The organism is Rhizobium sp. 007 (genome assembly GCF_015353075.1).
GTDB lineage: Bacteria > Pseudomonadota > Alphaproteobacteria > Rhizobiales > Rhizobiaceae > Rhizobium.
Genome location: NZ_CP064187.1, coordinates 1,778,405 through 1,801,254, shown reverse-complemented (window position 1 = coordinate 1,801,254; position 22,850 = coordinate 1,778,405). Strand labels below are relative to the sequence as shown.

Below are 22,850 nucleotides of genomic sequence, written 5' to 3'. Positions count from 1 at the left end.
CATGCGCAGTTCGGTCGAGATCTATAATATCCGCACCGGGGAAAGCCGGATTGTCGTCCAGACGGAAAAGCTGATCGAGGCGCCGAATTTTTCGCCCGATGGCGCCTATATGCTGTTGAATGGCGACGGGTTGCTTTACCGGCTGCGGCCGGACGGCTCCGGCGGCCTCCAGCAGGTCGATACGGATTTTGCGACGCAGTGCAATAACGATCACGGCATTTCGCCGGACGGGACACAAATCGTCATTTCGGACAAGACGGAATTCGGCAAGTCGGCGATCTATATTCTGCCGGCGGCTGGCGGGACGCCGCGGCTGATTACCGACAATCTGCCCTCCTATTGGCACGGCTGGTCGCCGAACGGGAAGGAGCTCGCCTATTGCGGCATTCGCGACGACGTCTTCGACATTTATACGATTTCCGTCGATGGTGGCCCCGAAAAGCGGCTGACGCATGGCGAGGGGCGAAACGACGGGCCGGATTATTCGGCCGACGGGAAATGGATCTACTTCAACTCCAGCCGCACCGGTCTCATGCAGATCTGGCGCATCCATCCGGATCGAACCGGCCTGGAGCAGGTGACGCACGACAATTACGGCAACTGGTTTGCGCATCCTTCACCGAAGAACGACAAGGTGCTGATCCTTTCTTACGATCCGGAGGTCTTCGATCATCCGCGCGACCTTGATGTGCGGCTGCGGCTGATGGACATAGACGGCGACAACCTGACTACGCTGTTCGAGCTCTTCGGTGGGCAGGGCACGATCAATGTACCCTGCTGGTCACCGGATGGTGACGAATTTGCCTATGTGCGTTACTTCCCGGAGACTTGAACGAGGCGCCGACTCAGGAGATAGAGACTGCCGTCAGGTGCCTGCATCCAGCAGGAGAATCGGGAATCCGGTGAAGGACCGGAACGTGCCCAACGCTGTGAGGCTGACGCTTGCTGCAACAATGGCCACTGGCATCTGCCGGGAAGGCCGCAGAAAGCGGGTGACGCCAAGTCAGAAGACCGGCCTGGCAAGATAGACCGAACCGCGCGGACGGCGGCGAGGTTTTGACGCTTCCCGCGCTGCGGTGCGGGTGCTCAAGCATTGTTGGGGATTTAACGATGCAACTTGATCCTTTCGCCCGCGCGCTGGTGCCGGCCGGCGAGTTCTCCGAACACGACCGGGCCTCGGTCTATAGAGCCATCGAAACGCGCCGCGACGTGCGCGACCAGTTTCTGCCCGATCCTCTGCCCGACGATCTGGTGTCGCGGCTGCTTGGGGCAGCGCATGCCGCGCCGTCGGTCGGTTTCATGCAGCCCTGGAATTTCATCGTGATCCGCGATCCGAAGGTGCGCCAGGCCGCGTGGCAGGCGTTTTCGCGCGCCAACAAGGAAGCGGCCGAGATGTTTGAAGAGGAGCGGCGGGATATGTACAGAAGCCTGAAGCTCGAAGGCATCCGCAAGGCACCGCTCAGCATCTGCGTCACCTGCGATCCGGACAGGGCAGGGCCGGTGGTCATCGGCCGCACCCACAATCCGCGTACGGATGTCTATTCGACCGTCTGCGCCGTGCAGAACCTGTGGCTTGCGGCCCGGGCCGAAGGCGTCGGGGTCGGCTGGGTCAGCATCTTCCACGATGCGGATATTCGGGAACTGCTCGGCATTCCGGAGCGGATCGAGATCGTCGCCTGGCTTTGCCTCGGTTATGTCGATCAGCTTTACACCGCGCCGGAACTGGCCGTGAAAGGCTGGCGACAGCGCTTGCCGCTGGAAGAACTGGTCTTCTCCGACCGATGGGGAAGCCAGTAGCGCCGCGTCAGTTCTGCTGCGGCTGCGGTCCGGGCGTTGCGGGGTTCTTGAGATCGATCGCGCCCTGATCGCCGGCGAGAAACTGCGGACCGACCTGGCGGACTTTGCTGTTCGCCGGGTCATAAGGGCGGTCCGGCACCTGCGGCTGCGGGGCAGGCGTGGATGCGGCGCCCGATGGCGGCTTCGTCTTGATACTGGTGATCGAGCCTTTCCTCGGCGGTTCGCTGATCGCCTGATTCTTGCGCATGTTCTCGTAGTAGGCAGAGAGATTGCAGAAACAGGAGGACTTTTGGCCGGGCGCGCGGTTCTTGTAGGCAAAGGCATTCTGCATGGCGCTGTAGGGCGCACCGGTCGAGGCCGAGATCATGTTTGCGGCTTCGGTATTCGAGATGTCTTGATAGAAAAGCTCCGTCTCGATACCGGGGCACATTTTCGAACACGTCGCTGCGTCGCGGTTGAAATCGATCGATGTTGCATTCGTGGTGATCGGGAAGAAGCCGCCGTCGCAGGTGCGCACGCACATGGTGCTGACATGCGACATGAGCTCGCCGCGCGGCACGCCATATTGCATGTCGCCGTGTTCGCCTTCTCCAAGCGGAATGAAGGTATCGCTCCGCATCGCCTGTTCTTCGGGACTTGGTGCCGGCGCATAGGCCTGCGGATCCGGCGCATAGTCGAGCTCGTCGTTGCAGCCGTTGTCTTCGAGCGCCGCCATCAGCTCGCGGCGCGCGCGATAATCGGCGCCGCCCTGATTGCGCAGTTCGTTGCGCCGCTCCTGCAGGTATCGAATGTTGTCGACCATGCGCGCCTCGGACTGCTGCAGCTCGCTGCAATAATCCGCATTCTCGCCGCCGATCACGACCATGCTGTCCATCGAGCAGCCGTAGCCGCGAAGGTCGTTGCGGACTTTACGAAGCTCGAGATTCTGCTCGGCGATCGCGCTCGCATATTGGCGGACTTCGGGGCCGTTGCCGATGACATGGGGCAGATCGGCGATGCGGCCGCGCAGGTCGTCGCAGATCGCATGCGTCTGCGCGGCAGCAGGCGCGGCCAAGGCAAGCAGGATCGCAAGGGTCAGGTTTCGGCGTTTCACGGCATCATCCCGCAGCAAGGTCAGGCCAGAGCACGGCGTGACATTCGCCGCATCCCGGCTTTCTAACCTGCTTCCGTTAACAAGCTGGCGACGCAATTGTAACGCATTTTCGCATTTTGCGACAACTTACGCCGGCTGAGAAGCCTCGACGACGGCAAGCGCGGCCATGTTGACCACGCCGCGCGAGGTGACCGAAGTCGACAGGATATGCGCAGGCTGTGCGGTCCCCAGCAGAATCGGGCCGACATGGAGCGCATCCATCATGGTGCGGACGAGGCCGAGCGAGATGTTGGCGGCATCGAGGTTCGGGAAAAGCAATAGGTTGGCTTCGCCGGCAAGCGAACTATCCGGCATGGCGCGCTTGCGCAGCGCTTCCGACAGTGCAGAACCGGCTTGCATTTCACCATCGACCTCCAGATCGGGTGCTTGTTCGCGCACGAGCTGCAGGGCATCGCGCATCTTGCGTGCGCTCTCGGAGTTTCGGGAGCCGAAATTCGAATGGCAGATCAGCGCGGCCTTCGGCGTAATGCCGAAGCGGCGAACCTCCTGGGCCGCGAGAACGGCGATCTCGGCGATTTCCTCATGTGTCGGATTGTAGTTCACGAAGGTATCGGCGAAGAAGACCGGCCCTTTCTGGGTGATCAATAGGCTGAGACCGGCGAAGGTGCAGGCACCTGGCCGCTTGCCGATGATTTGGCCGACGTCTTTCAGGTGGCGGTCGAAGCGGCCTTCCACGCCGCAGATGAGGGCATCCGCCTCGCCGCGCTTCACCGACAAGGCGCCGATAACCGTGTTGTTGGTGCGCACGATCGTGCGGGCGGCTTCCGGATTGATGCCGGCGCGGCCGACGAGGGCGAAGTAGTCTTCGACATAGTCGCGGTAGCGCGGGTCGTCTTCGGGATTCACCACGGCGAAATCGATGTTCGGGCGAATGCGGATGCCGAACCGCTTGAGGCGAGCCTCGATGACCGAGGGGCGGCCGATCAGAATCGGCTCGCCGGTCTTTTCCTCCAGCAGAACCTGAGCCGCGCGCAGGACGCGCTCGTCTTCTCCCTCCGCGAAGATGACGCGTTTCTTCTCAGAAAGCTTGGCGCTGGTAAAGATCGGCTTCATGACGAAGCCCGAACGCCAAACGAAGCGGTTCAACTGATCGAGATAGGCGTCGAAATCGGCAATCGGCCGCGACGCGACGCCCGTCTCGGCGGCGGCCTTGGCGACAGCCGGGGCGATGCGCAGGATGAGACGCGGATCGAAGGGCGAAGGAATGAGGTAATTCGGACCGAAGACAGGCGTCTCGCCGGAATAGGCGCGGGCCGCGACGTCCGACACTTCCTCGCGGGCAAGCCCCGCGATGGCCTTGACGGCCGCCATCTTCATTTCTTCGTTGATGGCGGTGGCGCCGCAATCGAGCGCGCCGCGGAAGATATAGGGGAAGCAGAGGACGTTGTTCACCTGGTTCGGGAAGTCCGAGCGGCCGGTGCAGATCATTGCGTCCGGGCGGGCGGCCCGCGCGAGGTCTGGCATGATTTCAGGGGTCGGATTGGCGAGAGCCATGATGAGCGGCTTGTCCGCCATCTGTGACAGGAGGTCGGGCTTCAGGACACCGGCAGCCGAAAGGCCAAGGAAAACATCGGCGCCGCCGATATTGTCGGCGAGCGTACGCATCTTACTTTTCTGTGCATAGACAGCCTTCCATTCGTCCATCAGTTCGGTGCGGCCTTCATAGACGAGGCCTTCGATATCGTGGACCCAGATGTTTTCGCGCTTCGCGCCGAGCGTCACCAGGAGGTTGAGGCAGGCGAGTGCTGCGGCACCCGCGCCGGAGGCGACGATCTTCACATCCTCGATCTTCTTGCCGGCAAGTTCCAGTCCGTTAAGGATCGCGGCGGCGACGATGATGGCCGTGCCGTGCTGGTCGTCATGGAAGACCGGGATCTTCATCTTCCCGCGAAGCTGGCGCTCGACCTCGAAGCATTCCGGCGCCTTGATGTCCTCGAGATTGATGCCGCCGAACGTCGGCTCGAGCGAGGCGATGGTGGAGACCATCTGGTCGACGGTGGGGGCCTCGATTTCGACGTCGAAGACGTCGATGCCTGCAAACTTCTTGAAGAGAACGGCCTTGCCTTCCATGACGGGCTTGGAGGCGAGCGGGCCGATGTTGCCGAGGCCGAGAACCGCTGTGCCGTTGGAGATGACGGCGACGAGATTGGCGCGCGAGGTATAATCGGCGGCCGTCTCCGGATTGTCACGGATCGCAAGGCAAGGTGCTGCGACGCCGGGCGAATAGGCGAGTGCCAGGTCGCGCTGGTTGCCGAGCGGCTTGATCGCCTGGATTTCAAGTTTGCCGGGACGGGGATAACGATGGAAGAAAAGCGCCTGTTCGTCGAGGTTTCCGCCTGTCTCGTTCTTCTCCGTCTTGGATTTTTCCTGATGATCCATTGCCGTCTCCGCTGCCGCACTCACATCTTTTGAAGACTTCTCCATACATCAATCGGCTGGAAGGGACAGTCAGAAATTCGCATCCGGGCGGAAAACTCGTGAGCGCTGCGATGCGCCAATTCGCGCATCTGTCATCTTCCTGAAACACGAGTCTGATTTTGGAAGGCGAGATGAACGATAGGACGCAGGCAAGATGCTTGTGAAAGACAATATGGATACTCGACACTTCCGTACTCTGTTCATTTCCGATGTGCATCTCGGCTCGAAGGCGGCGAAGGCGGACTTCCTCCTCGATTTTCTCCGCTACCACGACGCCGATACGATATTCCTCGTCGGCGACATCGTCGACGGCTGGCGACTGAAGCGCAGCTGGTACTGGCCGCAGGTCTGCAACGACGTCGTGCAGAAGCTGCTGCGCAAGGCCCGCAAGGGCACGCGGGTCGTCTATATCCCGGGCAATCACGACGAATTCCTGCGCGACTTCCCCGGCATGCATTTCGGCGGTATCGAAGTCGCCGAGCGCATGATGCATGACGGCGCGGACGGCAAGAAATACCTGATCCTGCATGGAGACGAGTTCGACGTCGTCGTCCGCAATGCCCGCCTGCTCGCCTATCTCGGGGACTGGGCCTATGACACGGCGATCAAGATCAACGTCGTGCTGGCCGCGATCCGCCGCCGCATGGGCATGCCCTATTGGTCTTTCTCCGCCTGGGCCAAGCTGCAGGTGAAGCATGCCGTCAATTTCATCGGCGAGTTCCAGCGCGTCGTGGCCGACGAAGCCCGAAAGCATGGCGCCGACGGCGTCATCTGCGGCCACATCCACCATGCCGTGATCGAGGACATGGACGGCGTGCGCTATATCAACACCGGCGACTGGGTGGAGAGCTGTACGGCGATCGCCGAGCATGAGGACGGCACGTTCGAGCTCATCACCTGGAGCACGTTAGCCGACGCTCAAGCCATCCCGCTGGCGATCGAGCACCGCGACAGCGAACTCGAGCCGCAGGCCGCCTGAATTTCTGTTGTGAATACTGAAGCGATATAGGACGGTGCCGAGTGCGATGCAGCGAGCTGGCTCGTGGCGTCGACTATCGCGGGCCTAGTTCCAGCCGCATGAGAATTTCATCATAATAAGTCTCGCCCACCTTTAGAGCTTCGATTTCGACGGCCCATTCTTCAAAGCCTACGGATTTGTAAAGCCGGATGGCCGGAACGTTGGACGACACGACGCTGAGCCGGAGCGAGCGTAAAATCGTGCCAACTTCGTCGATGGCAGCACTCAGCAGTAAGCGTGAGAGTCCTGTGCCCCGTGCCGTTTGGCGGACGTACATTCCCCAGATCGATCCAATATGTTGCGTCTTGATGCCTTTGGATTTCGACACACCGATCGTTCCGGCAAGCATTCCGTCATCGAAGAGCCCTCCGATGACAAGACCGTTCTCGAGCCTGTCAGCGAATTGGGCCCCCGATTGACTCTGCTCTTCTACCCATGACGCGCCAAATGCCTCTGGATGGTTCGCGAGAGCCTCCAGGCGAATTTCCCTAAAAGAGGACGCATCATTCCGGTCGAGGCGGCGAATCTTATATGGGCACACAGGTATATCCCCTTCTTTTTCTTGGAAGGGCGACCGAACCACCTAACGGTAACGGCCGCATGACGCTTGGCTCAAAATCCACGACACTCTGCGCGGGCCCCAAACGTTAGCGACTTTTAGTTACGATGGATTGTGAGCGAAGGGGACAAGCTTTTTCTTGAAACGTTTCAGAAAGGCTATTTCTGGCCATAGTCGCCCTTGGGTTGATGTGCTAGGCAAGGTCTAGTTTCCTGCAGGTCCACCGATGATTCCCGCCCAGAATGCCCCGACAGGCGAGGGGGCGCCGCCGCGCTTCCGGCTGCTCAGCGCCCTGTCCTATTGCGCTCCGCTGACTGTCAACGGTGTCGTTCTTCCCTTCTTTCCCGTCTGGCTCGCGTTCCACGAATTCTCCGATCATGAAATCGGCATCATCCTGGCGGTGCCGATGGTGGTGCGCGTCCTCGTTGCGCCGATCATCGCCATGTACGCCGACCGAATGAAGGAGCGCGCCGACGTGTTGTTGTGGTCCGGCGGACTGTCGCTGCTGACGGCGGTCGCGCTCTGCTGGACGACAAGTTTCTGGCCGGTCCTGATCGTTTTCAGCATGCAGGGGGCGACCTTTGCGCCCTATCTGCCGGTCGTCGAATCGATCGTCATTTCCGGCGTTCGCCGATGGGGACTCGACTACGGATCGATGCGCGTCTGGGGCTCGATCGCCTTCATCGCATCGACCCTGATCGGCGGCGAGATGATCGGCTATTCGGGTGGCTCGATGGTGCTGCCGGTGATGATTTTCGGTTTCGTCACGACGATACTGATGGCGATCTACTGTCCGCGCATCGGGCCGACGCGCCGGCGCGGCACGCCGGTCGACATACCGGCTGCCACCGGCAGTTCGCTGCGGCAGCCGCACCTGCTGGTGCTGCTTTGGGGCGTGGCGATCCAGCAGTCCAGCCACGCGCTTCTTTATGCCTTCGCCTCGATTTACTGGCATCACCTCGGTTTTTCGGGAACGGAGGTCGGTATTCTCTGGAGTGCGGGCGTCGCTTCCGAAGTCATGGTGTTCTTCGTCTCGAAGCATTTGAACCGCCGCTTCAACGCCTGGACGCTCATCCGCATCGGCTGCGCGGTCTGCATCTGCCGCTGGATCCTGTTTCCGATGCACTGGGGCTTCGTTGGCTTTTTCGTGCTGCAGTGTTTCCATTCCTGCAGCTTCGCCTTCGTGCATACCGGCGTGCAGAGGCGGATCGTGGCAACGGTACAGGAGACGCAGGAATCGTCGGCCCAGGGCGCCTATTTCTTCTATAACGGCATGTTCATGGGGCTGATGACGCTCGCCTCCGGCTACATCTATGCCTGGCTCGGCCTCGCAAGCTTCTACGTCATGGCACTCGTCGCGGTGCTGGGAATGTCTCTGGTCTTCGTCGCCTACTACCTTCAGCCCCAAAGGCTGGCCTCGGGCGGCCAGACAAGGGAAGCGGTGTAGCGCAGGCCGCATTCCCGGTCGCGGGCAAGAAGCAGCGCACCGTCGAGATCGACGAATTCCGCGTCCTGCGCCAAGAGCACGGCGGGCGCCATTGCGAGCGATGTGCCCACCATGCAGCCGAGCATGATCTGGAAGCCGAGGCGCTGAGCCTCCCGTTTCATGACGAGTGCCTCCGTCAGGCCGCCGGTCTTATCGAGCTTGATGTTGATCGCGTCGTAGCGGTCGCGCAGGCTCGCAAGATCGCCGGTATGATGGACGCTCTCGTCGGCACAGACGAGGACCGGGCGCGCGATGCCGGCAAGCATTTCGTCCCGGCCGGCGGGCAGGGGCTGCTCGATGAGGGCGATATTCATCTCGGCGGCGATGCGCAAGTGATGTTCCAGCGTTTCCTCGGGCCAGCCCTCGTTGGCATCGAGGATGATGGTGCTGTCAGGCGCGGCTTCGCGCACGGCGCGTATGCGGCTTTCATCGTTGCCGGTGCCGACCTTGACCTTGAGTAGCGCCCTTGCAGAATATTCGCGCGCTTGCGCTGTCATGACCTCCGGTTCGCCGAGCGAGATGGTGTAAGCGGTCGTGAGCGGCTTTGCGGTCGCAAGCCCAATGCGTTCGGCAACGCTCTTTCCGCCGAGCTTGGCTTCGAGGTCCCATATCGCGCAATCGACGGCATTCCTCGCTGCGCCGGGCGGCAATGCCGAAAGCAGCTCTTCGCCTGAAATGCCTTGCTCGATCAGCGGTCGGGCGGCCTCGATCTGCGCGGCGACGCTTTCCATCGTTTCGCCATAGCGTCGGTAGGGGACGCATTCGCCCCAGCCGCGCCTGCCGTTTTCCGTCAGAATGCAGGTGATGACGTCCGCCGATGTCTTTGCACCGCGCGAGATCGTGAAAATGCCCGCAATGGGGAAGGAATTCATCTGGATTTCGAGCGAGCGTGGCATAATTGCAATCCTGCGAGCATGGAAATTCTATGTGTCTTCGGTATATTGACGCGCCGGGCGTGAGCGATTTGTTCGCGAGTCGGCAATGTCGCCGCAAGCCTTGAAAGACACAAGCATTTTGAAGCCCGACACCCGCAACGCCGCCTCACTGCACGTGGACGACCAAGCCGATGGTGGAGGACGCCGCGTTCATCTCGAAGGCAATTGGCGCAGCGCGAACATCCACCTCGTCCTCCACGACTTCGAGAAGATTGCCCGTGCTAAAGGTGGTCTGACGCTCGACCTGTCGGGCGTCACGGATATCGACACGGCCGGTGTCTGGCTGCTTTGCCGGCTCAAGCTGCAGGAAGAGGCGGCCGGGCGGCACGTTCGTTTTGAAGGCACCAATCCACACATCGACGAGATGATCGAGGAATTCTCCGAGAAGCCGGAGGAGGACGCGACTGAGGCTGCGATGAAAAGCGGCATTGCCGAGCGCATCTTCGCGCCGGTCGGCAAGATGACCATGGACCTCTGGAATGACCTCACGGCCGCGATGTATATCCTGGGCTCGGCGGTGCGCGGTGCGCAGATGAAGTTCGGGCGCGGCAGCGGCGTTTCTCCGGCCTCGATCGTCAACCAGATCGATCACATGGGCGTGCGCGCCGTTCCGATCATCCTTTTGATGTCGTTCCTGATCGGCGCCATCATCGCGCAGCAGGGGGCCTTCCAGCTCCGCTATTTCGGGGCCGAAGTCTTTGTCGTCGACCTCGTCGGCATCCTGCAGCTCCGCGAAATCGGCGTGCTCCTGACGGCGATTATGATCGCCGGCCGTTCGGGCAGCGCGATCACGGCCGAAATCGGCTCGATGAAGATGCGTGAGGAGGTCGACGCGCTGAAGGTCATGGGCCTCAATCCGGTGGGTGTGCTGATCTTCCCGCGGCTTGTGGCACTGACGGTGGCGCTGCCGCTTCTGACGGTGCTGGCGAACTTCGCCTCGCTGTTCGGCGCGGCCGCGGTCGCCTGGGCCTATTCCGGCATCACCTTCGCGACCTTCCTGTCGCGCCTGCACGAGGCGATCACGCTGTCGACGGTGCTCTCCGGCATGATCAAGGCGCCGTTCATGGCGCTCGTCATCGGTATTGTCGCGGCCGTGGAAGGTCTTAAGGTCGGAGGCAGCGCCGAATCGCTCGGCCAACACGTGACGGCTTCCGTGGTGAAGTCGATTTTCGTCGTCATCCTCATGGACGGGCTGTTCGCCATGTTCTATGCGGCCATCAATTTTTAAGGGTTCAGCGTGGACGGGAAGCAGTCAGATCTGGGTGAGAAGAAGGAGCGGGACATCGTGCTTTCGGCGCGGGACGTGACCGTCGGCTTCGGCCCGAAGATTGTGCTCGATAAGCTCAACCTGAATATCTACCGCGGCGAGATCCTGGGCTTCGTCGGGGCATCGGGTACCGGCAAATCGGTGCTGATGCGGACCATTTTGCGCCTTTTGCCGCGCCGCTCCGGTACGATCGAGATCCTGGGGCAGAATTTCGACAAGCTCGATGAAAACCAGCGCAATGCGCTCGACATGCGGCTCGGGGTGCTTTTCCAGCAGGGCGCGCTGTTTTCCTCCCTGACGGTGAGGGAGAATATCCAGGTGCCGATGCGCGAATATCTGGATCTGCCGAAATCGCTGATGGACGAGTTGGCGCAGCTGAAGATCCGGCTTGTGGGTCTTGCTGCCGATGCGGCGGACAAGTATCCCTCCGAGCTTTCCGGTGGCATGATCAAGCGCGCTGCCCTTGCGCGGGCCTTGGCGCTCGATCCGGAACTGGTGTTCCTGGACGAGCCGACATCGGGCCTCGACCCGATCGGGGCTGCGGAATTCGATGAACTGATCGCCCGGCTGCGCGATACGCTGGGGCTGACGGTCTATATGGTAACCCACGACCTCGACAGCCTGTTTTCCGTCTGCGACCGTATTGCCGTGCTTGGACACAAGCGAGTAATGGTTGAGGGAACGATCGACGACATGCTGGCCTATGATGATCCGTGGGTTCAGGCCTATTTCAAGGGCAAGCGCGCGCGCTCGATCGTGCCGCAAGAAGAAACAGCTGCCGGCCGTGCCGAAAGCACTGGCGACAGCCGCGGGAAGTGACCGGAAACGATGGAAACCAAAGCGAACTACACGATCGTCGGCTTTTTCACTGTTCTGGTGATCGCCGCCGCATTCGGCTTCGTCTACTGGATGGCCGAGTACGGACGCAGCGGTCCCATGGCGGAACTCGTCGTGCGCATTCCGGGATCGGCAAACGGTCTCAGCGTCGGGTCGCCGGTGCGTTTCAACGGCATCCAGGTGGGTTCGGTGACGTCGCTGTCGATCGATGCCGACGACCCGCAATATTCGCTGGCTTTCACCGAGGTGCGCGTCGATGCGCCGATCTATCCTTCCACCAGGGCCATCCTTGAAATCCAGGGCCTGACGGGTGCGGCCTATATCGAGCTTTCGGGCGGTAAGGTGGGTGAGGAGAACATCCTGCAGAAGGCCATCGAGACCGGCAAGCGCGCGGTCATCGTCGCAGATCAATCGAGCGTGACGAACCTCCTGGCGACGGCCGACAGGATCCTCGACCGGGCGAACGATGCGGTGGGAGAGGTTCAGGGTTTTGTCCGCGACGCGCGCGGACCGCTGACGAAGACGCTGCAGAATGCCGAGACCTTCTCCGACGCGCTGGCGAAGAACTCCGGGAACATCGATTCCTTCCTACAGAGCGTCGGCCAGCTTTCCGAAACAGTGCGCAACGTTTCCGGCAAGGTCGATTCTACGCTGGAGGCCGTCGAGGCGCTGGTGCGTGCGGTGGATGCGAAGAAGATCGATACGATCCTCAGCAATGCCGAAAAGGTGAGCCGCGATATCGCGAATGCCTCCGGCGACCTGAAGGGTGCGATCCAGAGATTCAACGACACGGCGACGACTTTCAACGATTTCGGCAAGAAGGCGCAGACGACGCTCGATCGCGTCGACACGCTGGTGGCGCAGATCGATCCCGCCAAGGTGAAGGGGTCGGTCGACGATATTGCGCAGGCGACGAAGGATGCGCGCGTCGCGGTCGCCTCCATTCGGGACGTGGCCAATACGGTTTCGGCGCGCCAGAAGGATATCGACCAGACGATCCAGGACGTCTCGCAGATGGCGAACAAACTGAACTCGGCTTCGACGCGCGTCGATGGCATCCTGATCAAGCTCGACGCGCTGTTCGGCACCGACAATTCGCAGTCGCTCTTTACCGAAGCGCGCGCGACGCTCGAATCTTTCAAGAAGATGGCGGACAACCTCAACGCCCGGATCGGTCCGATCGCGGACAATCTGCAGCGATTCTCGAGCGGCGGCTTGCGCGACGTGCAGTCGCTCGTCGACGATGCCCGCCAGACCATGCAGAATCTCAACAGTGCGATCAGCAATTTCGATCAGAATCCGCAGCGGCTGATTTTTGGTGGCGATACGGTGAAACAATATGACGGCCGGACGCGCCGTTGACATGGATATTTGAGAAGCAGGGGTAATAAAATATGGCCGTATCGCATGTGTTGGCGCGCCGTTCATTGCTGGCAAGGACGGCGTTCCTTTTGCCGCTTATGGCGCTGGCAGTGACCGGCTGCGGCACGGCGCCCAAGAACGATACTTTTGATCTTTCCGCCTCCGTCAGCATTGATGGCCGGGCTGCCAAGCGCCGCCAGATCCTCGTGCCAGCGCCGACGGCGCTGAAGGCGCTGGACAGCGAACAGATCGTTGTCCGCGTTTCGCCCTCCGAAATCCAGTATCTGTCGCGTTCGCAATGGAGCGACAGGCTGCCCCGCATCGTGCAGTCGAAGCTGGTCGAGGCCTTCGAAAACTCCGGCAAGCTCGGTGGCGTCGGCAAGCCGGGGCAGGGCCTTGCGATCGACTACCAGGTCGTGACCGACATCCGCTCCTTCGAGATTGACAACAGCGCCGGCGGCCAGGCGGTCGTCGAAATCTCCGCGAATATCCTCAACGATCGCAATGGTACGGTCCGCGCCCAGAAGGTTTTTCGCGCCGCCGTTCCCGCCGCCGGCGGATCGAGCCAGAGCTACGTCAAGGCGCTCGACCGCGCATTTGCAGCGGTGACTGGCGAAATCGTCGATTGGACGCTGCGATCGATCTGAGCGAGCCGGTTTTCGGGGCCGTTCAATTGGCCTTCGATTCGGCGAAGACGCTCCATGTCGTGGTCGACCTCTCCATCATATGTCGCTGCTTGGGGCGACATATTCTCGACCTGCATGAGGCCATTGATCTTCTCAAGGCTGGAGATGAGTTCGCCGAGCTAGTGAAGGTTGCGGAATATCCTTGCTGAGCGCCATCGATCTTCACCTCGAAAGCATGTGTGTGCTCGCCTGGAACCTTCATGCCGTTATCAACCTAAGCGAGAGAATTCCGGTTCTTGTCGCTTGTTGATTTCGTGCCTGTGACGAGACTGCGCAGCTCATTGGCAGCAATTGCGAAGAGGCGTCGGGCTTCGCCTGCTCGTTCTTCATCCATCCAGCATTTGATTCACCAATCGGCGGCCCGGAAACTTTGCACATTGCGTCCATGAACTACGGTCGAAAATACGCTGGATCGAACGGATGAGTTCGAGTCTGCAGTGAGCTCAATCGTCATCATCTTCATAATAGGGGTCGCGATAGCGGCGCCGTTCGCGTTCGTGGCCACTCTGCCAGTCGTCGCGATATACACGGTGCCGGACGTAGCGCTGGCAAAAGCCGTCTTCGCAGTAGGTATCGACAATCCGCTCGCGCACGACGCCGCTGTTGGATGACCTGTTCGAGCTTGTGTTCGACGATTGGCTTCCTGCCTCCGCCATGCTGGTTGTCATCGCGGCGGCGGCAAATATGACGAGTTGGACGCGCATAGATCTCTCCTTCCATGGCCATCACATTCAGCCATCAGGCCAGGGTGTGGCTGGACGATCCGATATCCGCTTTGCTACAGAACGGCCGTCCCGTCTGGTAAAAAGCACAGGAAAAGGGCGGCCTTTGGGCGACCCTTCCTGTAGCAATCGTCAGCTTTGCTTCCGTTAGCTCAGGCGGCCTGCGGCGTGGGCCAGCATCGTGTAGACCTTGCCAGTATCCGACGTCAGGTACGATTGCGTAATCGTCCGGTCGCGGTCAGTGCGGGCGACGTCGGCAAGCAATTTCTCGAAATCGGCGATGTAGCGGTCGACGGCGGTGCGGAATTCCGGTTCGCGATCGTATTTGCGCTTGATCTCGTCGAAGGTCTGCTGGCCCTTCAACGTGTAGAGGCGGCGGGTGAAGACGTCGCGTTCGCCGCGCTGATAACGGTGCCACAGATCGACCGAGGCGTCGTGATCGATCGCGCGGGCGATATCGACCGAGAGCGAATTCAGCGATTCGACGACGTGGCGCGGATTGCGGGTATCGGCGCTGCGCTGCTGTGCCGGCGCGGGCTGGGCGCTCGGGGCTGCCGTGCGTGCAGCGGGCGCCTCCTCGGCGGCTTCATCGCGCGAGGCGCCGCGCAGCAGGTCGCTGATCCAGCCGCCGGTTTCCTGACGGGCAGGCGTGGCCGGTACAGGCGCGGCCCGCTGCGGCGCAGGGGCCGCCGGCGGAGCGATCGTGCCGCGGAGCGCAAAGCCGTCTTCGACGACGGGCTGGCGGGCGGGCGCCGGGCCAGGCTGCTGGGCCGCAGGCGCCGGGCGCGGAGCGGGTTGGGCCTGTGCGGCGGCTCGGGCGACCGGCTCGGAGACTTCAAGCTGCTGCGTGGAACGGCTGACGATCTGCGAAATATCCTGCAGCGCCTTGATCTGCTCGGCAACGGCACGGCGCATGGCGGCCGCACTCTCCTTGGCTTCTTCCGGAAGGTCGAATGCGCCGCGCTTCAATTCGCTGCGCGTCATGTCGAGTTCCTTGCGGATATCGCCGGCCGAACGGCGGATTTCGTCAGTGGCGCCGGAGAAGCGGGCAACCGCTTCCTCGACGGCTTCGCGAAGCGATTCGCGGAGCTGCTGGGCAGCACCGTCCGATGCGCGGCCTGCCTCGCCGAGCATTCGCTCGACATCCGAAAGCGACGCGGTCAGCCCGCCGCGTAGGCGGTTCACCAGATCGTTCGAGCGACGTTCGGCATTGTCGAAGGTGCCTTCGATCGTTGCGCTCGCTTCTTCGCCAGCCTTGACGATCGAGCTGCGCATCGCTTCAGCGGCTTCCTCGGCGCGCTTTTCCGTCTCCGAAAGCACGCGGCCGATATCGGCGAAGGAGGATTGCACGCCCTGGCGCAGATTGCCGGTGACCTGGTTGGAGCGCTGCTCGGCACGCTCGAAGGCATTCTCGACCATGCCGGAGAGGGCACGCATCGTCTTTTCAATCTCTTCGGAACGTTGGACGAGGCCGACGGAGAGGCTCTGCAGGGCGCCTTCGCGTTCCTCGAGTGTCGAGACGAGATTCGACTGCGCAGCCGCGAGCAGGTTTGAAGCCTGGCTTAGGACCTTCGAGTGCTCGTCGAAGCGGCCGATGATGCCGCCGACCTGCGCCAGCGTTTGGCCCGATATGTCGGAGAGGCGGTCGACCTTGCCTTCGAGAAGACGGGTCGAGGCGGAAACCATCTCCGCCGCCTTCGACGCCGAGTCGGTGAAGCGCGAGGTGGTCTCGCCGAGGCGGCCGTCGACAGTGGCAAGATCTTCGGCCGCACTGTTCATCATCATCGCCATCGAGGCACTGTTTTCGGACAGGCGCTCGATGAGTGCGTTGACGTTGGCAAGCAGGCTCGTTTCAATAGCATTGACCGCCGTGGAAGCGCTCTCGGTGCGGGCCGCGATCGCATTCGCCAGGACTGCGTTTTCGGCGCGCAGGCGGTCCGCACTCTGTTCGGCTGCGGCGGCGATGCGGGCCGCGGCCTCCTTGCCCGCTTCCGTGTAGCGCTCGATCATCGGATGCGCGGTTTCGTCGATCAGGCGCGAGAGCTCGGAAGAACGGCCGGCGAGCATGGAGTTGAGCTCGCGGGTGCGCTCGTCGAGCGTCGAGCGGATCGTATGGCCGCGGGCTTCGAGTGCCTTTTCGACATCGGTCAAGGTCGCATCAATTTCGCGTGCGCGCTCTTCCAGACCGGAGCGGATCGCGCTGCTGCGGGCTTCGAGAGCCCTGTCGACGTTCGACATGGTCGTGGCGATGCCTTCGCTGGCGCTTGCGATCGTCGAGCGGATTGCGTCGCCGCGGTTCTCCAGCGAGGATTGGGCCTCGGAGAGAGCCTGCGAAATGGCATTCACCTGGCCGCTGACGAGTGTTTCGGCTTCGGCGACCTTGTTGACGATCGCATTGCCGGCCTCGGAGAAGGTCTGGGCGACGGCGGCTGCCTGGCTCGCGAGGCGGTTCTGCGCCTCGGAAACGCGGCCGACGATCTGTTCGGAGCGCTCGTCCATGGCACGCGCGAACTCGCCGCTCTTCTGGTCGAGGCCTTCGGTGAACTGCTGGCCGGTGCGGGCCATCAGTTCGGCCGTGCGTGCGGCTTCGGCATCCATGCCCTGGGCAGCATCGGCGACGGCGCTGCGCAGCGTCGAGGCGAGGCCGGCGGCCTTGCCTTCGATCGTCTGATTGACGGCGTTGAGGCCAAGGGTGAGCGCCCGGTCCATGGTGGACAGGCGTTCGTCGATATGCTCGCTGCCACGATGCATCGCCTGTGCAAGGTTTGCCGTGCGGTCGTCGATGGACGTTGCGAGATTTGCGGCACGATCGTCGATCGTCATCGTGAGATTTGCAGCGCGTTCATCGACAGCGGCAGTCAGAGCCGAAGTCCGCTCGCCAATCGCAGCTGCGAGACTTGCTGTGCGCTCATCGATGGCGCCGGCGAGGCTTGCCGTGCGCTCATCGATCGCGCCGGTAAGCGTATCGCTCGTGCTTTCCAGGACAGTCGTAACGCGCAAGGCGGCATCGTCGCCGAGTTCGCGCAGTTGCGAAATGCTGTCGTTAAGTGTTTCCGCAAGCCGGCTGCCTGCGGCATCCACCTGCGTTGCGACACCGGCGACTCCGTCGCGGATGCGGTTTTCGAGAGCGGCAAGGCCCGCTTCGACGCGCGAACCGGTTTCAGCAAAACGGCCGGTCATACCGTCTATCGACTGATCGAGGTGCATGGAGAAAGTTTCGGCCGAGCGCGAGATTTCGCTTGCCGCATCCTGGAAGCGGCCGGCGATCTGGCCGGCGCCTTCACGCAGGCGCTCTTCGAGCGACCTGGCGCTGCCGTCGATGGTCTGGCGGATGGAGGCTTCATGATCTTCCAGCGACATTTCGAGCATGCTGGCGCTTGCGGCGACCGAGGCGCCGATGGTCGTCGTCTGCTCGGACAGCGTATCGCTGAGCTGCGCATGGGCGTCGCTGAGCGAAAGGCTGATCGCGTTCGCACGGTCGTCCAGCGTTGCGCGGATGCGATCATGGGCGGAGGCAAGGCTGCCGTCGATGCGGGCGGCAGCTTCGCTGGTAAGCGATTCCATGCGTGCGGCTGCTTCGCCCGTCAGCGACTCAAGGCGGTTGTTGCTGCTGGAGAGTGTCGAGGAGAGCGCTGCGACGTGTTCGCCGAGCGACCGTTCGAGCCGTTCCTGGTTGTCGGTATAAGCGCTGCGGATTCCCTCTGCCTTGTCGGTGAAGGCGCCGGCAACCCGGGCCTCAGCACCTGCAACGGTATCGAGGAGTGCGTTGGTGCGGGCTTCAAGTGCGCTGTCGAAGCGGCTCTGGCTATCGTCGAGCGATATGGCGAGCGCCATCGTTTTTTCGTCGAGGGCGTCGGCCAGGCGGTCGTGATTGCTCGAGAGCGCGCTGACGAGTGCGCTGCTGCGCTCCGCCATGACACCGTCGATGCGTTCATGGGCGGAATCCAGGGCCTGGGTGATCGCCGCGGCACGCTGGGAGATTACGTTGTTGAGCTCGTCGGCGCGGCCGAATGCGGAGGTTATCTGCTCCGTGCCGGCGGAGACGGCAGCCGTGAGGTCGGACGTGGTCGACAGCAGCGTCTCGCGGAATTCCGTCGAACGCGCCGCGAGATTGTTGTGGAGTTCGGACGTGCCGGTTGCGAGCGCTAGCGAAATTTCACCGGTGGCGTTCTGCAGAGCAGATGCCAATTCGCTGGTGCGGCCCGAAAGATTCGCCTGCAGCTCAGAAGTGCCGGATGTGAGAGCCTCGGAAAGCTCGCTTTTAGCATTTTTGAGCGCGGAGGTCAGTTTGCCGGTGTGGCTCGAAAGGTTCGTCCGCAGATCGGTGGTGCCGGACGCCAGCGTCTCAGAAATTTCATCCTTTGCGCTCTGCAGCGCGAAGGTGAGCTCGCTCGTGCGGCCTGAAAGGCTGCCATGCAGATCGGAGACGCCCGAGGCGAGCACCTCAGAAATCTCGCCGCTTGCGGACTGCAAGGCAGAAGTGATCTCGCTGCTGCGGGCCGAAAGGCTGCCATGCAGCTCGGAAACGCCGGAGGCGAGCGCCTCGGAAATCCCGCCGCTCGCAGACTGCAGGGCAGAGGTGATCTCGCTGGTGCGGGCCGAAAGGGCGTTGGAGATTTCGTCGACCTTGCTGCCAAGAGAGCTTTCGAGGACTTCCTGACCCGTACTCAGCGCAGTCGCCAGCGCGAAGGACTGGTCGGTCATCGAGGCGCCAAGGCGCTCGATGCTGGAATTGAGGATGCCGTCGATCGATTCCGAGCCGCCGGCCAGCGTCTCGTTGATGCGCGCGAGGCTTTCCATCAGCTTGGTGTCGAGCGAACCAGCGCGCTTGTCGAAGGCGTTTGTGAATTCCGCCACGCGCTCGTCGAACGCGGTCGACATCTGGGCGACGGTTGCCTGCAGGCGCTCGTCGAAGAAGCCGGAGCGCAGGTCGAGGTCCATGATGGCGTCGTCGGCGCTGGACTGCAGGCTTTGACGGAAGCTTGCGCTCTTATCGTCGAGCGACGCGTTGAGCTTGGCAAGCACGTCGTCGAGCGTGCCGGTGATTTCGCGTTCGCCACCGGTCAGACTTTCGTTGATTTCGCGGGTGCGGGCAATCAGGATTTCGTTCAGCTGGCGGGCGCGGTCGTTCAGCGCCGCATTCAGCTTCTCGGCGCTGCTGTCCATAGTGGAGGCACGCGTTTCGAACTGGCTGAGCAACTGCTCACCGCGATCATTGAGGTTGGAGGTGAGCGACTCCAGGCGCGTGTCGAATTCGTGTGCCAGCGCAAAACCGGAGGAGGTCAGCGTCTGCAGCAGCGAGTCGGTCTTGGCTGCGAGAAGCGAGCCGAGCGACTGGATCGCCGTTTCCGATTTTTCCGTCAGCGTCGCAGCCCGGGTGTCGATCATCGATGCGAAGGCTTCGCCTGACGTCGCAAGGCGTACGGCGATCTCTTCCGTCGCGAGCGAAAGGTCTTCCTTCAGCTGGTCATGGACGCCGACGATCGAGCTGCGGATGCGCTCCGCGTGATTGACGATCGCTTCGCGCTCGGAGCCGAGTTCATGAACCAGGCCGCGCACGCGCAGTTCATTATCGGCATAGCTGCGTTCAAGCGCGTTAACTTCGGAGTGAACCAGGGTTTCAAGCTCGGAAGCGCGCGCGATCGTGCGCTCGATGCCTTCGTTCATGGCGGAGACTTCACGGCGAACGGCTTGGCCGACCGTCATGATGCGTTCGGATGCGATCGTTTCCGGTTCGGAGAGACGCAGTGCCACTTCCGCCATGGAGCGGGCGGCGTTGCGCATGTCCTGAGCGCGCGAGATCATGATTGCAAAGGCATAGAACAGAAGCACCGGCACGATGATGCCGATGATGCCGGCAATGACGCCGGGGAGGGCCGCGAGATCGGTAACGGAACGGATCTGCCAGATCTGCGGCGAGTAGAGCAGGGCCATCAGGCCGACGCCGCCGACGATCCACAGCAGCGAGAAGAGCGTGGCGTTGCGCACGGCCGAACGCGTCGAGCCGCCGTCTAGCGATTTCAGAATGGAGGCGGCCGTCATGCGGTTTGCATCGTTCGCCGCGGCCAGCGCCGGCGCGCGGGCCACCTGCTCCGCCCTGGAGCCGCGGCCGCGGCGGCGCTGGCTCTCATCCTGGTCCTGCTGATTGCTGCGGGCAGATGGCGTGTCGGACACTTTGGCCTCCGGGGCGTCAGGCGTTTTAGCGCCGCGAGACGGCGCCTTCTGCTGGCTGAAGTCGATCTGGAGAGCTTCGTCCAATGCTTTGAAGGCCTTGTCCTCGATCGACTCGCTGTACTTGTTGTTCGCCATTCGGTTACGCCTCGTTACATCTCAGCCGGTTCAGCCGCATTTCCCGGACAGTGCCGCGTCCGGATTCCAACCTTTGCCTTTGACCTTCCCATCCGAGCCGACGTACGGATAAGCATGTCATTTCAGAGTAGATAGCCGCTTTTTCAAACGGACGGTATCAAAACATTACCACTATCCACTTGGCCAGCAAAGGCGCGTACCATAAACCTAGTTTACTAGTATCGTAGTGACACATCCGGGCTTCCGAGACAATTAATGAAGCCTTGCTAATCACCATCCATTAATCCGTTGTTAACATAATTTAACGCAGGCGGACGTCGAAAAACCAATAATTTAGGGGCGTTAAGCGGTTGTTAACCATAGCGGTAGAATTCCGCCCTCAATGTGCCAGAATTTAACGCGATCGCCACTCTCCAACCGCAGTGTGAATCCACCTGCGGGGTAAAGACGGGAGAATTGGCACATGGCAGCAGTCAGTATTGCGTTCGAGGCGCCGGATAATTCAAACGGGCCTTGCCCCTCAAAGGGCCGCCCGATCGACCTTGTTCATCTGGCAAAGCAGACGATGGGCGACAAGGCGCTTGAAGTCGAGGTCCTGAAGATATTTGCGCGCCAGGCACGCGCCTGCCTGCAGGAGGTTTCGTCGGGCGATGCAAAGAAGATGCAAGCCGCTGCCCACCGGCTGAAAGGGGCGGCGAGCGCGGTTGGGGCCTTCCAGGTATCCGAAGCGGCAGACATGCTCGAGAACAATTGCGGCGATGCAGCGTGCATGGCCGCGGTCGGAGCCGCTGTCGTCGAAGCCGAAAATTTCATTCTCAAGCTCAGCCGCTAGAGCCGAGCATTTTAAGCCACTCGGCCCGCTGCTCCATTCCGGAACAGCGGGTCTTTTTGTGGCCAGCGGTATGACGCAAATGGAAAAGCCCGTCGCTTTTAAATATGGAATGAAACCGTGAAGGCGGTCGATGTTGACTGCCCATCGGATTTGTTGGAAGAAAAATTTCGATCCTCCCTCTTCATGTAATACCGGAAAGCATCATGCCCAAACTGACTATCGTTGCCTTCGACGGCACGCGCTTCGATCTGGATGTCGATCAAGGCTCCACTGTGATGGAGAATGCCGTGCGCAACTCGGTGCCAGGCATAGAAGCCGAGTGCGGCGGCGCATGCGCCTGTGCGACCTGTCATGTCTATGTCGACGAAGAATGGGCCGAGCGCGTCGGCCCGCCGGAAGCGATGGAAGAAGACATGCTCGACTTCGCCTTCGATGTCCGCCCGACTTCGCGGCTTTCCTGCCAGATCAGAATGAAGGCGGCGCTCGACGGACTTATCGTCCAGGTGCCCGAGCGCCAGGCCTGATCTGTGCAAAAAAAGCCTCGCGCGCCGGATGACGTGCGAGGCGAGGCGGGCGCATAACCATCGGGCGAGGGAGGACCGCCCGCGGCTTAGAACGCGCCAGGAGAACCCAGTAACAGAAGATCAGGTCAATCCCACCTGAACTTCCGAATGTGTTCATATTAGCGCGTGCGGGTTGAGTCGCATATCGCTAATTTTCATCATTAACAGGCTTTGGAGGAGGAAAGCTTCGCATAAGTTTCGTTGCTCAGCTAACGATATCGCGTGCTTATTGCGAAGATTGGGTTATTTTTCGCTGCCGGACGAACTGATTCGCTTGTTGAGCAAGCGCATCATCCTGCTCTGAAAGTTGACTGCCTCGATGCGGTCGAAACGCGCCTGCAACCTGTCGTGTTCTTCTATTCCGCGATTAGATTCTTCCGTGACAAGCTCCTGCATGGCTCCGCAGCTGCGCTGGGCGGGCAGCGCGAGGATCCGTCGCTCCATGAGACGCGCTTGTGTGCGGGCGATTTCCGCGTGTCGCTCCTCATGCCTTTTGATGTCGCTCGAGAGTGCATCCCAGATCGTCGACAGCTGTTTGCTGGCGCCGTTGCGGTTTCGCCAGCGCGGCAGGATGATCTGCGTGTGAACGGTCACCTTTGCGCTGGTGATGCGGCAGCGGCCGTTGCTCTGCACGTAGGTCGCCTCGCCGCCGAAGCGGATTTTCGTGGCGCCGGGGTGGCGCGCGGAGGAGCCACTCGCCGTCGGCCCGCGGCGGCTCAGTTCCTCATCGAGCTCGCCGGCACTCTTTCCTCGGATGTCGAAATAGGAGTAGCTTTTGGTCGCAACGACTTGAGCCGAGGCGGGAATGCAGAGGGCAACCGTCGTGGAAAAAGCAAGGACGAAACGCATATAACGCGATGCGGAAGGCATTCTTGACGCTACCCGTGTTGAAGTTCGGCGGAGCTT

General features: G+C 61.5%; 17 protein-coding genes and 1 riboswitch. Of the genes, 10 read left to right on the top strand and 7 right to left on the bottom strand.

The genetic code is table 11. The features are described 5' to 3' along the window. Position 1 precedes the first annotated feature (1 nt). A complete protein-coding gene (locus tag ISN39_RS09105) occupies positions 2-832 on the top strand; it encodes a PD40 domain-containing protein (protein ID WP_194729827.1) in 831 nt (276 codons plus the stop codon). 18 nt (positions 833-850) lie between these two features. Further along, a riboswitch (cobalamin riboswitch) is annotated at positions 851-1,035 on the top strand. 75 nt (positions 1,036-1,110) lie between these two features. After that, the gene (gene bluB, locus ISN39_RS09100; RefSeq protein ID WP_074068416.1) at positions 1,111-1,797 is read left to right on the top strand and encodes a 5,6-dimethylbenzimidazole synthase; all 687 of its coding nucleotides are present in this window, start codon (positions 1,111-1,113) and stop codon (positions 1,795-1,797) included. A 7-nt stretch (positions 1,798-1,804) separates the two neighbouring features. On the opposite strand, the gene ISN39_RS09095 is transcribed toward bluB, so the two are convergent. Together ISN39_RS09095 and ISN39_RS09090 are read right to left on the bottom strand one after the other, a co-directional pair. Next, positions 1,805-2,890 (bottom strand): DUF2865 domain-containing protein, encoded by a 1,086-nt coding sequence (locus ISN39_RS09095; RefSeq protein WP_194729826.1) that lies wholly within the window; start codon positions 2,888-2,890, stop codon positions 1,805-1,807. 126 nt (positions 2,891-3,016) lie between these two features. Next, on the bottom strand, positions 3,017-5,329 hold the full coding sequence (locus ISN39_RS09090; RefSeq protein WP_074068414.1) for an NADP-dependent malic enzyme: 2,313 nt from the start codon (positions 5,327-5,329) through the stop codon (positions 3,017-3,019). A gap of 211 nt (positions 5,330-5,540) precedes the next feature. Here ISN39_RS09090 and ISN39_RS09085 point away from each other — a divergent pair, with 211 nt between their 5' ends. Beyond that, complete coding sequence (locus ISN39_RS09085; RefSeq protein ID WP_194729825.1) at positions 5,541-6,347, top strand: UDP-2,3-diacylglucosamine diphosphatase; 807 nt, start codon at positions 5,541-5,543, stop codon at positions 6,345-6,347. Positions 6,348-6,420: 73 nt separating this feature from the next. On the opposite strand, the gene ISN39_RS09080 is transcribed toward ISN39_RS09085, so the two are convergent. Continuing rightward, positions 6,421-6,927, bottom strand: coding sequence for a GNAT family N-acetyltransferase (locus ISN39_RS09080; RefSeq protein ID WP_194729824.1), 507 nt, complete (start codon positions 6,925-6,927; stop codon positions 6,421-6,423). Between the two features lie 244 nt (positions 6,928-7,171). Here ISN39_RS09080 and ISN39_RS09075 point away from each other — a divergent pair, with 244 nt between their 5' ends. After that, positions 7,172-8,392 (top strand): MFS transporter, encoded by a 1,221-nt coding sequence (locus tag ISN39_RS09075; protein ID WP_194729823.1) that lies wholly within the window; start codon positions 7,172-7,174, stop codon positions 8,390-8,392. Here the strand turns inward: ISN39_RS09075 and dgcA are convergent. Continuing rightward, positions 8,344-9,327: an N-acetyl-D-Glu racemase DgcA gene (gene dgcA, locus ISN39_RS09070; RefSeq protein ID WP_194729822.1), complete on the bottom strand. Its 984-nt coding sequence runs from the start codon at positions 9,325-9,327 to the stop codon at positions 8,344-8,346. The two genes, ISN39_RS09075 and dgcA, sit on opposite strands and share 49 nt — an antisense overlap. 100 nt (positions 9,328-9,427) lie before the next feature. Here dgcA and ISN39_RS09065 point away from each other — a divergent pair, with 100 nt between their 5' ends. From ISN39_RS09065 to ISN39_RS09050, 4 genes are read left to right on the top strand one after another with little or no spacing between them, the layout of a single operon-like run. Next, on the top strand, positions 9,428-10,594 hold the full coding sequence (locus ISN39_RS09065; protein ID WP_246763359.1) for an MlaE family lipid ABC transporter permease subunit: 1,167 nt from the start codon (positions 9,428-9,430) through the stop codon (positions 10,592-10,594). A 9-nt stretch (positions 10,595-10,603) separates the two neighbouring features. Beyond that, entirely contained in the window at positions 10,604-11,452 is an 849-nt protein-coding gene (locus tag ISN39_RS09060) for an ABC transporter ATP-binding protein (protein WP_194729820.1), read from the top strand. Positions 11,453-11,461: 9 nt separating this feature from the next. Continuing rightward, positions 11,462-12,832 (top strand): MlaD family protein, encoded by a 1,371-nt coding sequence (locus tag ISN39_RS09055; protein ID WP_194729819.1) that lies wholly within the window; start codon positions 11,462-11,464, stop codon positions 12,830-12,832. Between the two features lie 32 nt (positions 12,833-12,864). Further along, positions 12,865-13,479 (top strand): ABC-type transport auxiliary lipoprotein family protein, encoded by a 615-nt coding sequence (locus tag ISN39_RS09050; protein ID WP_194729818.1) that lies wholly within the window; start codon positions 12,865-12,867, stop codon positions 13,477-13,479. 482 nt (positions 13,480-13,961) lie between these two features. On the opposite strand, the gene ISN39_RS09045 is transcribed toward ISN39_RS09050, so the two are convergent. Together ISN39_RS09045 and ISN39_RS09040 are read right to left on the bottom strand one after the other, a co-directional pair. After that, positions 13,962-14,222: a hypothetical protein gene (locus ISN39_RS09045; RefSeq protein ID WP_074068397.1), complete on the bottom strand. Its 261-nt coding sequence runs from the start codon at positions 14,220-14,222 to the stop codon at positions 13,962-13,964. A 165-nt stretch (positions 14,223-14,387) separates the two neighbouring features. Then, positions 14,388-20,549, bottom strand: coding sequence for a hypothetical protein (locus ISN39_RS09040; protein WP_194729817.1), 6,162 nt, complete (start codon positions 20,547-20,549; stop codon positions 14,388-14,390). Between the two features lie 463 nt (positions 20,550-21,012). Here ISN39_RS09040 and ISN39_RS09035 point away from each other — a divergent pair, with 463 nt between their 5' ends. Next, positions 21,013-21,381: an Hpt domain-containing protein gene (locus ISN39_RS09035; protein ID WP_022715197.1), complete on the top strand. Its 369-nt coding sequence runs from the start codon at positions 21,013-21,015 to the stop codon at positions 21,379-21,381. 203 nt (positions 21,382-21,584) lie between these two features. Beyond that, on the top strand, positions 21,585-21,905 hold the full coding sequence (locus tag ISN39_RS09030) for a 2Fe-2S iron-sulfur cluster-binding protein (protein WP_022715198.1): 321 nt from the start codon (positions 21,585-21,587) through the stop codon (positions 21,903-21,905). 282 nt (positions 21,906-22,187) lie between these two features. Here ISN39_RS09030 and ISN39_RS09025 read toward each other — a convergent pair whose 3' ends face one another. Continuing rightward, on the bottom strand, positions 22,188-22,814 hold the full coding sequence (locus tag ISN39_RS09025; protein WP_194729816.1) for a DUF922 domain-containing protein: 627 nt from the start codon (positions 22,812-22,814) through the stop codon (positions 22,188-22,190). Positions 22,815-22,850: the final 36 nt, after the last annotated feature.